Below are 14,672 nucleotides of genomic sequence, written 5' to 3'. Positions count from 1 at the left end.
GTGTCATGGAGAACATAAATAAATTTTCTAGCTTGAAACTAAGTGTTCAAGAAATTATAGATTGTATTGCTGTTAAGAATATGCTTGACGCCAAAAATAAATTAGTAGAAGTAAGTGAAGCACTTGACGAATTACTTGATTTTTCAGATGATGACGAGGACTTAATAGAGATTAGCAAGTATCAAGTTTTACTGAATCAGTTGCATCAAAAAATAAATAGTTCTCTTGAACTTTAAATTTCACGAGGTTTAATAATAATGATCTATGAATACAATTAAATGTCATTGCGGAGCTTTGCAATCATTTGAAAAATGTTGTGGACCAATACTAAATTATAATGTAAAAGCTGTTTCTGCCGAGGAGTTGATGCGATCTAGGTACAGCGCTTATGCCATTCATAATGCTACTTATCTCGTTGCAACTACTGTACCTCATGTAAGAGTGTTGCATCCTTTTAATGATATTTTGCAGTGGGCTAAAAGCAATACTTGGCTTAAACTAGAAATAATTGAATCTACGCCTACTATTGTAGAGTTTAAGGCGTACTATAAAGATGAGTATAATAAAAGTCATATTCATCATGAACGATCTACATTTGTAAATGAAAATGGAGATTGGTTTTACGAAAATGGTGTTTTTTTTGATTAAAAAAGGCACCATTTTTTGTTCGTAATTTTTAAACTAAAAGTTTATTAGTGAATAATTTTTTAGACTCTTATGTTTATCTTCTAATTTATTGTATAAATGGTTAAATGAAAGTAAAATGTCAAGTTGTCAGCAATTTTTCCGCCAATAAGTGGTTAAACTGACATTTTACATACTGACAAAGTGTTGGCACAAAGATTGACTATTGGTTTTCGAGCCTTTAAATAAGTATAAAGTAAAATTAAATATAATAAAAATGGGTAAAATAATCGGAATTGATTTAGGTACTACCAACTCTTGTGTTTCTGTAATGGAAGGTAATGAAGCAGTTGTTATCCCTAATGCAGAAGGTAAAAGAACAACACCATCTATCATCGCTTTTGTTGAAGGTGGAGAGATCAAAGTAGGAGATCCTGCTAAGAGACAAGCAGTAACTAATCCAACTAAGACTATTGCTTCTATCAAACGTTTTATGGGACAAGGTTTTGGTGAAGTTTCGGCTGAATCAAAAAGAGTTCCTTACAGTGTAGTAAAAGGAGACAACAATACACCACGTGTGGATATTGATGGTCGTTTATATACTGCTCAAGAATTGTCAGCTATGACTCTTCAAAAAATGAAAAAAACTGCTGAAGACTATTTAGGTCAAACAGTTACTGAAGCAGTTATTACTGTTCCTGCTTACTTTAATGATGCACAACGTCAAGCTACAAAAGAAGCTGGTGAAATTGCAGGTCTTAAAGTGATGCGTATCATCAATGAGCCTACTGCTGCTGCATTAGCTTACGGATTAGATAAAAAAGGTACTGATCAAAAAATTGCTGTTTACGATTTAGGTGGAGGTACATTTGATATTTCTGTTCTTGAATTAGGAGACGGAGTATTTGAAGTATTGTCTACAAATGGTGATACTCACCTTGGTGGAGATGATTTTGACCAAACAATCATTGACTGGTTAGCTGATGAGTTTTTATCAGAAGAAGGTGTTGATTTGCGTTTAGACCCAATGTCATTACAAAGAATTAAAGAAGCTGCTGAAAAAGCTAAAATTGAATTGTCTTCTTCTGCAGAGACTGAAATCAACTTGCCATACGTAACAGCTACTGCTTCTGGACCAAAACACTTAGTTAAAAAATTATCTAGAGCTAAATTTGAGCAATTATCAGATTCTTTAGTAAAACGTTCTATGGCTCCTGTAGCTAGAGCATTAAAAGATGCAGGTTTATCTGTTTCTGATATTGACGAAGTGATCCTTGTAGGAGGTTCTACTCGTATGCCAAGAATTGCTGACGAAGTGGAAAAATTCTTTGGTAAAAAAGCGTCTAAAGGAGTTAACCCTGATGAGGTTGTTGCAATTGGAGCAGCTATTCAAGGTGGAGTTCTTTCTGGAGATGTAAAAGATGTATTGTTACTTGACGTTACTCCTTTATCTTTAGGTATCGAAACTATGGGTGGTGTTATGACTACATTAATTGAAGCAAACACAACTATACCAACTAAAAAATCACAAGTTTTCTCAACTGCTGCTGATTCTCAACCAACTGTTGAATTACACGTTCTTCAAGGAGCTAGAGCAATGGCTGCTGATAACAAAACTATCGGTCGTTTCAACTTAGACGGTATTCCACCAGCACCGAGAGGAGTTCCACAAATTGAAGTAACTTTTGATATTGATGCTAATGGTATCATCAAAGTATCTGCAACTGATAAAGGAACTGGTAAATCTCACGATATTCGTATCGAAGCTTCTTCTGGATTAACTTCTGAAGAAATCGAAAGAATGAAACAAGATGCTGAAGCTAACGCTGAATCTGATAAAGTTTTAAGAGCGAAAGCGGAGAAAATCAATGAAGCTGATTCTATGATTTTCCAAACAGAAACTCAATTGAAAGAATTAGGTTCTAAATTAGCTGATGATCATAAAGTAGCAGTAGAATATGCATTAACTGAATTGAGAATGGCTCACCAGTCTCAAGATGTTCCTGCAATTCAAACAGCTCTTGATAACATCAATGCAGCTTGGAAAACAGCTACTGAAGCTATGTATGCTCAAGGTGAACAACCACAAGGTGAACAACCACAAGGTGAAGCTACTCAAGGAGACAACGTAGAAGACGTAGAATTTGAAGAAGTAAAATAATTTTATATACCATATTTTAAATGGAAATCAATTTAGATATCATTTTAAATTGATTTAAAATTATCCTGATATTAAAACCGAGTAAGCAATTACTCGGTTTTTTTGTTTTATAGAGTGTTGGTTTTTTCTTCACTTGACATATTAGCGATGACTGCTGCATGCGGAAAAGTAATGGCAGCTAAGAATGAGAAAAAAAGTGCATTAAAAAACTGCTCGTCTTTACAAATAAAAAACAAAACGGCTATACCTATGATGGAAACGAACCAATAGATGAAAGCAGCTTTGCAATAGGCTTTAAAGTGTGTCATACTGAATGAACCATTTAAAAAGATTACTTGGTCAATTATAGATGGAATACTATGCCATAATACAAAATATAAAGCAAATCCCCAGATTAAACTAGAAGCCTTAAAAAGTATTGCAAATAGTATTAAAAAGAATATTTCTAGAGCAATTTTACATCTTAAGGATTCAAATTTCCAGAACAAGTAACAGATAAAAAGTCCAAATAGCAAAGCCGTGATTTGTAAAGCTATAGTGAATGCAGCTAAAGGAACCATCACATGCGTAATTTTATGTACAATATCTTGAACCTGATTGCTGTGAAAATAGAATAAAAGTAACAGTAAAACTAAACCGTATAAAAACTGAAACATAATACAAACCAAATTATTGAGTTTGGTTTTAACACTATGCCATTGCTGTTCGCCAAAATGGAAGGCACTAACTATAATAAATAGAAGTAAGGCAATCTGTGGTAGAGTGTAGAATAATAAAACACCCACAAGTACAACTACAACATAATATAGAAGTGTTTTATTTTGAGAATTCTTTTTTTGGGCAGGATTTATATGCTGAATTAAAAGAATATCATTGGCACCATGCAAAATTCCAAAAGTAAATATTAAGAAAAAACCCAGAATTATTTGAAATTGACTTGTAAGATACGAATCTATCCATAGTCCGAAAAAGCTTGCTACAATTACGATATTTGAATAATTTTTCATAAAAATTAATTATTGTTTAAAATTACATAAAAATAATTAAACAAAAATTAATTTGTATGTCTAAGTTTTTGTATATTTGGTTAAACAAAATATTAAAAACTATTTTTATGACAAATTTTATGTTTATTTCAGGACTAGTTGGAAAAATGTTACCAACAGATTATGTAGGATTTACTTTTTTTGTAGGCTGTATGGCTATGATGGCTGCATCAGCTTTTTTCTTCTTATCACTGAGCCAGTTTGATAAAAAATGGCGTACATCAGTTTTAGTTTCAGGTTTAATTACTTTTATTGCAGCAGTGCATTATTTTTACATGAGAGATTATTGGGCTTCGTTTGGAGAATCACCAACATTCTTCCGTTATGTTGACTGGGTATTAACAGTGCCGTTAATGTGTTTAGAGTTTTACTTAATTTTAAAGGTAGCTGGAGCAAAACAGTCTTTATTGTGGAAAATGATTATCTACTCTGTAATTATGTTAGTTACAGGTTATTTTGGAGAAGTTGTAGCGCCAGAAAGTGCTGCTTTTTGGGGTGCAATATCAGGAGTAGCATATTTTGCTATTGTGTATGAAATTTGGTTTGGTGAAGCTTCAAAACTTGCTGCAGCAGCTGGTGCAGAAGTTCAAAAAGCACACAAAATCTTATGTTGGTTTGTTCTTGTTGGTTGGTCAATTTATCCATTAGGATACATGATGGGAACTACAGGATGGTACAACGGAATCATTCCAGAAGGGAACATAGATGTTGCTTATAATATTGCTGATGCAATTAATAAGATAGGTTTTGGTTTGGTTATCTATAACCTTGCTGTAAAATCATCAAAAGATTAATTTCATTTTTCTGTATTTGATTTTAGTAAACCGAGCTAGTAATAGCTCGGTTTTTTTGTTTTAATAAGTTTTTATGCTTGTATTTTTATGCAAACTATTAAACAAAATTATTTTTTTACGCCATACTGCCTTTTTTGTTATTTTAACAAAAATAGCTAATTATATGTAATTATATTTTTGTATTATTTATTTACTTTTCGGACTTCATTTTTAAATAAATAATATTTGCAAATTTTTTTAAAAAAAATATAAATTTAATTGAGATCTGAATGTAACTTCGATTGTCAACAATGCTGTATTGATAGTAGGTTTTTTTTGTTTTAGAAAATTTAAATAACGGAAATAAATTTTGATAATAGATTGATCTTTTAGTTGCTCAATGTTTTCCCTAAAATTTGTATAGGTTTGTTTTAAAGCCAAAAAAGCCCAAAAGTATTTTAGATATACTTTTGGGCTTAATTCATTTCATAAGGATAGAATTAAATGTACAGTTTATTTCATTTTTTTATTAAAAAAAGGGAAACTGTCATTTAAAACAGTTTCCCTTTTGTATTTATTATTTAGGATTTAAAGCTTCGCTTATGCGATAGATTAAATCTTGAACATGGTATTTGCTTATTTTGTCCGTCATTTTTAATGATGACATTTTCAAATCGTTTTTAAGAGTGTTTAATTGACCTCTAGCAATAGATGGTAAATCTGTTTGCGCTAGGTTTACTCTTCTTGTATTGAAACCGTAGGTAACTCCCACAGGTACAGATCGTACTGTTGTAGTACCAGGTTTTAGAAGTTCAATCATTTTATCTACATAAATTTTTTGAATATTTCTTCTAAATATATCAATAGAGCTACTTGTTTTAAGTTCAGAGAAAATCCCTTTATTTAAGTCTGAAAGTAATTCATCTACACTGTAGTTGTCTTTACTTGCTGTAGCGCTTTCCATAAGACGTACCATACGGTCACCAGTCATTAAACTAGATAAGGTAGCATCTTGCATTGATTTAATAGCTTCAACACCACTATCAGGATTAATTTTTGAGAGAACGTTTTGATCTAATAACCATTTTGGAGTGGTGAATAACTGCGTATTAAGAAATGATACTGCATCTTTTTGAATACTTTTAGGAACTATTTGAAATTGATTTCCTGTCATATCGTAAGTTTTTGGATTGTCGTAAATACCACCCACGTTTTTAGTTACGTGTCCCATGTATCTTCTGAATTGTCCGGTAAGAGCTCCGTAAAGTTCATCCAATTCAGCGTAGCTTTCTCCATCTTCTTTAGACCATTCTATTAAATTTGGTAAAATTCTTTTCAAGTTTTTTATACCATATTCTGATGCTCTCATGGCATTGTCTCCAATGTCTTCTGTTTGATATCTTGGGTCATAAGGACTTGATTCAGTTCCAAACCATAAACGATTGTTTTTGTATGCTTCTTTAGTCATATCGTTCAAAACTGTTTTTTCTTGTGCTTCAGTTTTGCTGTCTTCAAAATAAGAATAACCCCATTTTATTGCCCATTTGTCATAATCTCCAATTCTAGGGAACAAATGTTTTACTCCATCTTCTGGTTGCGCAACGTAATTAAAACGAGCATAATCCATTATAGAAGATGTGTGACCATTTTTTTCTTGGTATGCAGCATCCCTTAATTTTTCAACAGGAGTTGCAGAGCTAGCTCCCATATTGTGACGCAATCCTAAAGTATGACCTACTTCATGTGATGATACAAAACGGATTAATTCTCCCATTAATTTATCATCAAATTTTTTAGCTCTAGCAGCTGGATCAACAGCAGCAGTTTGAATTAAATACCAGTTACGCAATAAACTCATGATATTATGGTACCAACCGATGTGGCTTTCTAGAATTTCTCCACTTCTAGGATCGTGTACATTTGGTCCATAAGCATTTTGAATGTCGGCAGCAAAATAGCGAAGTACTGAAAAACGAGCATCCTCTAAACTCATAGTAGGATCGTTTTCTGGCCAGTATTCTCCTCTAATTGCATTTTTCCATCCAGCAGCTTCAAAAGCTACTTGCCAGTCATCAATTCCTTGTTTAATGAATTTTTTCCATTTTTCAGGAGTTGCAGGATCAATGTAGTATACTATAGGTTTTAATGGCTCAATTAATTCACCATTTTTTTGTTTTTGAGCATCTTCTTGAGATTTAGGCTCTAAACGCCATCTTACTGCAAATACTTTATTCTCTGCTTTTTGAGATTCTTCTTCAAAAACACTGTATTCATTTGCAAAATAACCTACACGTGCATCAAAAACTCTTTTACGCATGGGTTTTTTTGGTAACAAAATCATAGACGTATTCATCTCTACCGTAACTACACCTGCATCTAGTGCTGATGGAAGGTTCACACCAATTTGTGGAGTAGGAGTAAGATTAATTCTAGGTGGTACCGTTGTAAACGTTTTTACAGTTCTAATTTCAGTATTTATTGGAAAACTACTTATTTTAGAAATATAAGATCTGTCTTTTTGAAAAGCTTGAATGTTTAACAACTGTTTCTTGATGGGATCAAGTGAAAAAGTTTGTACATCAGCATCAAAAGTAGTAGTTAAATCAAGTACATATCCTGTAATTTTTCCAGCTTCATCCTTTTTGTAGGCAAGAACGTCAAAGTTCCCAATTATAGGATCGGATGTTGAATTTTTTACGGCTTGTGCCATTGGTTTATCCTCATCTGGTGACATAATTACGTAGGTAATTGATCGTAAAAGAATGTTGTTGTTCATTCCTTTTTCAAAACGTACTACTTGTCTGTTAATTTCTTCACCACCAAAAATTCCTCCACCAGCAGGTGTTTTAGAATATCTTGTGATTGTCATAATTTCGCTACCAAGTAAGCTATCCTGAATTTCGAATAAGTACTTATTATCTGTTTTATGAACATCAATTAATCCTTTTTGGGTTACAGAAGTGGAGTCTATAACTTTTTTATAAGGTTTAGGTTCTTTTTTAGCCTCTGCTGGTTTAGCTACTGGTTGAGCAACAGCTGTCTTGTCATTTTTTTTCTTTTTTTTGCTTTGAGCAAATGTTTCAGGAGCAGCAAAAAGTGCGATGCACGCAATAATTAGAGTTAGTTTTTTTTTAAGCATGTAATTCTACACATTATAGTTAATAATTAGTTTTGTGTAAATAAATAGAGTGCATTCGTATTTATTCATCTTTAATTATCAAATCTATTGATATATTTTTAATAATGAACTTTTAAAATTTCCAAACGATAATAATTAACATAAATTAACATTCGTTTGAATTTTGAAACTTTATTATTTTTCGAGAGTCATTTTATTACGTAGTCATTTAATTCTCATTACTTTTGTTTTGAGTGAGAAATAGTGTCGATTTTACTTAAAATCACTACAACAACCCTAAACCGATATACAAGATGTTTACTGAATACTAATGAGAAAAATTAAATACAAAAAGGGCAAGAAATTAGTGCCATATCATCTTGAATATACTGGTATTCACAAGGACATGCAGTCAGAAATGCAATTGTTTGTTTATAATGATATTGATTTTACTGAGTACACTGATTTTAAGGTAGAGCAATTAGATCAGTTAATTGATGTTTCTAAAACAAACTGGCTTAACATTCACGGACTTAATAATGTAGATTGGTTGCAAGCCATTGGAATGAATTTTGGGATTGATAATTTTATTTTATCCGATGTTTTAAACACGGTACGAAGAACAAAATTTGAAGAATCACATGATTTTTTATTCTTCAACATTAAATCGCTGTTACCTCTTGAGAATTCAGAGAACATTAGTATTGAACAAATTAGTTTTTTGTTAAAAGATGGAATTTTAATTTCGTTTCAGGAAAAAAGAAGTGATTTTTTTTCACACATTAGAGAAAGGATTAGAATCCATTCAGGTCTTGTACGCGTAAAAGGTCCTGATTACTTATTGTATATATTGCTAGACGCCATTATTGAAAATTTTTACATTACACTAGAAAGCGAAGAGGATAAAGTAGAAGAGCTTATAAATCTAACTAAAGAAAATCCCGATCCAATAATTTTAGAGCGAATAGAGAAACACCGTGACAACTTGAATGTCTTAAAACGCGCTATTATTCCGCTTCGAGATTCCTTGTACGATATTAAAAGCATAAAAGATGATTCTATTTTTAATGTAGTTGAGGCAGATACTTTTAGTTTTTTTGCTCGTTTACATCAAAAGTGCTTAGAACTTTTAGAGCAAATTGATTCGGATATGGACTCATTGGAGAGTGCTTCTAATTTCTTTTTTTCGGCTCAAACGCATAAGATGAACGAAATTATGAAAACGCTCACTATTGTTTCGGCCATATTTATACCGCTTACATTTATTGTAGGTGTTTATGGAATGAATTTTGAAAATCTACCAGAATTAAAGTACAAATACGGCTATCAAACCGTAATGGGTTTCATGTTTTTAATAGTAATTGGAATGATTATTTATTTTAAAAAAAGACGTTGGTTTTAATACTGTTTAATAACTTTAGTTTTCCTTTTGATAATTAAAAAAATAAAAAATGAACAAAGCAATATATATCGCAACCAGCGAGCAAAATAGTGGAAAATCGATTGTTACTCTTGGTCTTATGAGCATGCTTATAGGTAAAACTGCCAAAGTAGGTTATTTTAGGCCCATCATTGAGGATATCGAGGAAGGAGGCTTTGACAATCATATTGAAACCGTACTAGGTCATTTTGGTCTTGATATCGCTTTTGAAGATGCCTTTGCTATTACCAAAAGTAAATTAATCAAGAAAAAAAATAAAGGAAAAATAGGGGAGGTCCTAGATTTAATTATCGAAAAATATAAAAAACTAGAAGAACGTTTTGATTTTATACTAGTAGAAGGAACGGGGTTTAGTGGTGAAGGAACCGTTATTGAGCTCGATATGAATGTGCTCATTGCCAAAAATCTTGGGATTCCTACCATAATTGTAGGATCTGGAGTAGGGAAAACTCTCGAAGAATTATTAGACAGTTTGTATCTAGCTTATGATTCATTCAAAGTGAAGGATGTTGAAGTCCTTGCCGTAATTGCCAATAAAGTACAACCTGAAAACATAACATTAGTTACCAATGGATTATTAAAAACCTTGCCAGATACTGTGATGGTGAGTAGTATTCCTATGATTCATCATTTAAATAATCCTACGGTGCAAGAAATTGTCAAAGAGCTGGGAGCAAAAGTACTTTTTGGAGAAGCCCACTTGAACAATCAAACAGGAAACTTTAGTGTAGGAGCTATGCAATTGAGGAATTATTTATTACATCTCAAAGAAAACAGTCTTGTTATTACTCCAGGAGACAGAGCCGATATAATCCTAGGGGCTTTACAAGCCAATGAATCGATCAACTATCCTAGTATCTCTGGTATTGTATTAACTGGAAACATTCTGCCAGAAATAAGTATTTTAAAGTTAATTGAAGGACTCTCAACCGTAGTGCCGATCATTGCCGTAGAAGAAGGAACGTATTATATTACGAATAAAATAGGCGGTATCAAATCTAAAATTTATGCCAACAATAAACAAAAAATTGAAATCTCGATTGCTACTTTCGAGAAGTATATGGATGTAGATACATTATCCGAGAAACTAATTACGTTTGAAGCCGACGGAATGACTCCTAAAATGTTTCAGTATAACTTGGTAAAAAGAGCCAGACAACACCGCAAACATATTGTATTGCCCGAAGGCAATGATGATAGAATCTTGGCTGCAGCTTCCCGCTTACTGGAAATGGATGTAGTTGATATTTCTATCATTGGCAACAAAAAACAAATAGAAAATAAAGTTGTTGAGTTGGGTTTGAATTTTGATTTTTCGAAAATTAAAATAATTAATCCCATTGAATCAGAACATTATGAGGATTATGTAAATACCTATTTTGAGTTGCGAAAAGCCAAAAATGTGACGTTAGGAATGGCTAAAGATTTGATGGAAGATGTTTCGTATTTTGGTACCATGATGGTCTACAAAGGTCACGCTGACGGAATGGTTTCTGGAGCTGCACATACTACACAGCATACTATTTTGCCAGCCTTACAGTTTATTAAAACAAAACCCAATTCCTCAGTGGTTTCTTCAGTATTTTTTATGTGTTTGGAGGATCGCGTCTCCGTTTTTGGGGATTGTGCCATTAATCCGAATCCTACTGCAGAGCAACTCGCTGAAATAGCCATTTCTTCTGCCGATTCGAGTTTGGCTTTTGGAATTGAACCCAAAATTGCCATGCTTTCTTATTCTTCTGGATCTTCTGGTAAAGGGGATGAAGTGGATAAGGTTCGAGCTGCGACAGAAATTGTTAGAAAGAAACGTCCTGATTTAAAAATTGAAGGTCCAATACAATATGATGCCGCTGTGGATATGACCGTTGGGAAAAGTAAATTGCCCAATTCTGAAGTGGCAGGTCAAGCCAGTGTACTCATTTTTCCGGATTTAAATACAGGAAATAACACGTATAAAGCAGTTCAAAGAGAAACAGGTGCGCTAGCCATTGGTCCGATGTTACAAGGGTTGAATAAACCGGTAAATGATTTAAGTAGGGGTTGTACCATTGATGATATCATAAATACAGTTGTAATTACAGCAATTCAAGCACAAGGATTGTAGTTTTAATTTAAAGATTGAAGTATTAAAAGATTAAAAAATTAATCAGATAATATTTCAATTTTTTAAACTTTTAATAAAATTTAAATGAAAACAGTTATCATAAACTCAGGAAGTTCTTCTATAAAATACCAAATGATTAACATGCCAGCAAACGAGGTTATTTGCTCAGGGATGATTGATAGAATAGGCTTGGAAACTTCCAATTTAACATACGTAACCAGTACCACAAAATTAGAAGAAACACTTTCAATTCCCAATCATAAAATCGGCTTAGAGAAAATTGCTCAGCTCCTGATGAATCCTACTATCGGAGTTATTCAAAGTACTGATGAAGTTAAAGCGGTAGGACATCGAGTGGTACATGGCGGGAATGATTTTTCGAATACCGTACTTATTAATGATGCTGTTAAAGATAAAATAAGACAACTATTTGAGTTGGCTCCCTTGCATAATCCTGCTAATCTTGAAGGAATAATTGTTGCTGAAGAAATTTTTACAGCAGCACAACAAGTAGCTGTTTTTGACACGGCTTTTCATCAAAGTATTCCCGTTGTGGCGCATCAATATGCAATTCCAAAGTATCTTTTGACCGAAAATAAAATTAGGGTATACGGTTTTCACGGCACGAGTCACAAATATGTTTCGGAGAACGCCATTCAATATTTAAAACAAAATTCGCTTACCTCTAGTTCTAAAATTATAACCATTCATTTAGGAAATGGTTGTAGCATGACAGCAATAAAAGACGGAAAAAGTATGGATCACACGCTGGGTTTTGGTCCCATGAACGGATTAATTATGGGTACACGAAGTGGCGATGTGGATCAATCCGTGATTTTTTATTTGGTGAATACTTTAGGCTATTCACTAGATGCTGTAAATGCCATGCTTCAAAAACAAAGTGGCATGCTAGGCCTTACCGGTTACAGTGATTTAAGGGATATTGAAGCCAATGCTGAAAACGGAGATGTTGATTGCCAATTGGCTTTGGCCATGAATGCCTACCGTATCAAGAAATACATAGGTTCTTATGCAGCGGTTTTAAACGGATTAGATGCTATTGTTTTTACCGCAGGAATAGGTGAAAATTCATCCTACATCCGGAAATTAGTGTGCACTGATATGGAGTATTTCGGGATTGTATTGGATGCATCCAAAAATGAAATTCGATCCAAAGAAATTCGAGAAATTAATGCCGCTGATTCACCAACAAAAATTTTAGTGGTTCCTACTAATGAAGAAGTAGAAATTGCGAAACAAGTATTTGAATTGTTGACAACTTAAAAAAAATATGAAAAAATTTATAATTGTTTCCTTGCTGGTCTTGTCCTATTTTGGCTATGCTCAAAGCGTTCAATCCCCATCGGGAAAAATAGCTGTAAATTTTAAGCTAGCTCCTAATGGTCAACCCAGCTATTCTGTAAATTACAAAAACAAGACGGTCGTTTTAGAAAGTGCTTTAGGTATCAGATTAAAGAAAAAACCAGCTTTAGATGCCAATTTTAATATTTTGGATTCAAAAACTTCCACTTTCAACGAATCATGGAAACCGGTGTTAGGAGAACAATCGAGTATTAAAAATCACTATAATGAACTTACTGTTTCGCTTTTTAATAAGGAAACGAAGGTAAAAATGAATATCATTTTTCGAGTTTTTGATGAAGGGGTAGCTTTTAGATATGATTTTCCAAAACAAGCGGAGCTGAATTATTTCATTATTTCTGATGAGGTTACCCAATTTAATCTTACTGAAAATAATAAAGTATTTTGGATTCCAGGTGATTTCGATAGTAATGAATACGAATACAACGAAACTAAATTTTCAGAAATTGATAATAGCAAGATCAATATGAACAACGGAATTGGAGTGAAATCCATTCCGGGAAAATATATGGTGCAAACGCCTTTGATGATGAAAGCACCATCAGGTTTGTATCTCAATATTTTTGAAGCAGCGGTTGTCAATTATCCAGTCATGCATTTGAATGCTGATGTGACAAATTACAAATTAAAAGCCGAATTAGTTCCAAATGCCATTGGTGACAAAGCCTACTTGCAAACGCCTTGTGTATCGCCTTGGAGAACCATCATGATTAGCGATAACGCTAGAGATATTGTTGGATCAAAGATGATTTTAAACCTGAATGAACCGTCAAAAATTGAGGATACTTCTTGGATAAAACCCATGAAATATGTTGGATTTTGGTGGGAAATGCACGTAGGGAAATCTACTTGGGATTATGCAGGATCTCAAAATGCCACTAATTTTGCGGATGCGCCAAAAGCCTCAGGAAAACATGGTGCTACTACCGAAAATACCAAACGATACATTGATTTTGCTGCTAAAAACGGTTTTGATGGCGTTTTAGTTGAAGGTTGGAATGTAGGTTGGGAAGACTGGAATGGCAACTGGAAAGAGGAAGTTTTTGACTTTACAACGCCATATCCAGATTTTGATATCGCAGCACTTTCGGCTTACGCCAAAGAAAAAAACGTCAAAATGATCATGCATCATGAAACATCGGGTTCAGTCAGTAATTATGAAAGACACTTGGATCGCGCTTTTGATTTGATGAAAAAATACGATTATCCAGCAGTAAAATCGGGTTATGTAGGTAAAATTATTCCGCGTGGAGAGTTTCATGACGGGCAATCCATTGTAAACCATTTTAATTTCGTTGCAAAGCGCGCTGCCGATAACAAGATTATGGTAAACTCTCATGAATCGTCAAGACCAACTGGTTTTGGAAGAACGTACCCAAATTATATTGCTGCCGAAGCTGCTCGTGGTAACGAATTCAATGCATGGAGCGTAGGAAACCCTCCTATGCACGAAACTATTTTGCCATTTACTCGACTTTTGGGTGGACCTATGGATTATACGCCAGGAATATTCGAAATCAAGATGAGTTATTACGATAAAAATAAATCAGAGCAGGTTCATACCACTTTAGCCAAGCAACTGGCTTTGTACGTAACGATGTATTCCCCCTTGCAAATGGCAGCCGACTTGCTAGAGAATTATGAGAAATACCCGGATGCTTTTCAGTTTATCAAAGACGTTGAAACAGATTGGGATGAAAGTAAATATTTAGAAGCAGAACCTGGAGATTACTTGACAGTAGCGAGAAAAACAAAAGGAAAAGAAACTTGGTTTTTAGGAGGAATCACCGATGAGAATGCCAGAACATCAGAAATAAAGTTAGATTTTTTAACCAAAGGAAAAAAATACAAAGCCATTATTTATGAGGATGCTAAAAATGCTGATTGGAAAAACAATCCAATTGCATATCAAATCAAGACAATTGTGGTGACCAGCAAATCAAAAATCAAATTGAATTTGGCTCCAGGTGGAGGAACAGCAATCAGTTTCGAACCAATAAAATAATAAGGATGTCCTGCAAG

10 protein-coding genes are annotated in these 14,672 nt (G+C 33.6%); 8 read left to right on the top strand and 2 right to left on the bottom strand.

The annotated features are described in order from the left end of the window. Positions 1–5 precede the first annotated feature (5 nt). The 3 genes from AC061E_RS08290 (at position 6) to dnaK (ending at position 2,785) form a co-directional block, all read left to right on the top strand. Positions 6–236, top strand: coding sequence for a hypothetical protein (locus tag AC061E_RS08290; protein ID WP_478285804.1), 231 nt, complete (start codon positions 6–8; stop codon positions 234–236). 28 nt (positions 237–264) lie between these two features. Then, positions 265–648: a YchJ family protein gene (locus tag AC061E_RS08285; protein ID WP_478285803.1), complete on the top strand. Its 384-nt coding sequence runs from the start codon at positions 265–267 to the stop codon at positions 646–648. Between the two features lie 253 nt (positions 649–901). After that, a complete protein-coding gene (gene dnaK / locus AC061E_RS08280) occupies positions 902–2,785 on the top strand; it encodes a molecular chaperone DnaK (protein WP_182651308.1) in 1,884 nt (627 codons plus the stop codon). A gap of 107 nt (positions 2,786–2,892) precedes the next feature. Here the strand turns inward: dnaK and AC061E_RS08275 are convergent, their stop codons facing one another. After that, on the bottom strand, positions 2,893–3,792 hold the full coding sequence (locus tag AC061E_RS08275) for a Brp/Blh family beta-carotene 15,15'-dioxygenase (RefSeq protein ID WP_478285802.1): 900 nt from the start codon (positions 3,790–3,792) through the stop codon (positions 2,893–2,895). A 107-nt stretch (positions 3,793–3,899) separates the two neighbouring features. On the opposite strand from AC061E_RS08275, the gene AC061E_RS08270 reads away from it, so the two are divergent. Then, the gene (locus AC061E_RS08270; protein ID WP_478285801.1) at positions 3,900–4,625 is read left to right on the top strand and encodes a bacteriorhodopsin-like; all 726 of its coding nucleotides are present in this window, start codon (positions 3,900–3,902) and stop codon (positions 4,623–4,625) included. A 556-nt stretch (positions 4,626–5,181) separates the two neighbouring features. Here AC061E_RS08270 and AC061E_RS08265 read toward each other — a convergent pair. Next, positions 5,182–7,743 (bottom strand): zinc-dependent metalloprotease, encoded by a 2,562-nt coding sequence (locus AC061E_RS08265; protein ID WP_478285800.1) that lies wholly within the window; start codon positions 7,741–7,743, stop codon positions 5,182–5,184. A gap of 310 nt (positions 7,744–8,053) precedes the next feature. On the opposite strand from AC061E_RS08265, the gene corA reads away from it, so the two are divergent. The 4 genes from corA to AC061E_RS08245 all read left to right on the top strand — a co-directional run bounded on the left by corA (position 8,054) and on the right by AC061E_RS08245 (position 14,655). After that, positions 8,054–9,124 (top strand): magnesium/cobalt transporter CorA, encoded by a 1,071-nt coding sequence (corA, locus tag AC061E_RS08260; RefSeq protein ID WP_478285799.1) that lies wholly within the window; start codon positions 8,054–8,056, stop codon positions 9,122–9,124. A 49-nt stretch (positions 9,125–9,173) separates the two neighbouring features. Continuing rightward, positions 9,174–11,267, top strand: coding sequence for a phosphate acetyltransferase (gene pta, locus AC061E_RS08255; protein WP_478285798.1), 2,094 nt, complete (start codon positions 9,174–9,176; stop codon positions 11,265–11,267). 84 nt (positions 11,268–11,351) lie between these two features. Then, complete coding sequence (locus AC061E_RS08250; RefSeq protein WP_478285797.1) at positions 11,352–12,551, top strand: acetate/propionate family kinase; 1,200 nt, start codon at positions 11,352–11,354, stop codon at positions 12,549–12,551. Between the two features lie 7 nt (positions 12,552–12,558). Further along, positions 12,559–14,655, top strand: a complete 2,097-nt coding sequence (locus AC061E_RS08245) for a glycoside hydrolase family 97 protein (RefSeq protein ID WP_478285796.1) — start codon at positions 12,559–12,561, stop codon at positions 14,653–14,655. The last annotated feature ends 17 nt before the right edge of the window (positions 14,656–14,672 follow it).

The organism is Flavobacterium sp. GNP011 (assembly GCF_056428925.1).
The sequence above is the reverse complement of the archived record's forward strand: the minus strand, read 5'-3'. Positions and strand labels throughout refer to the sequence as shown.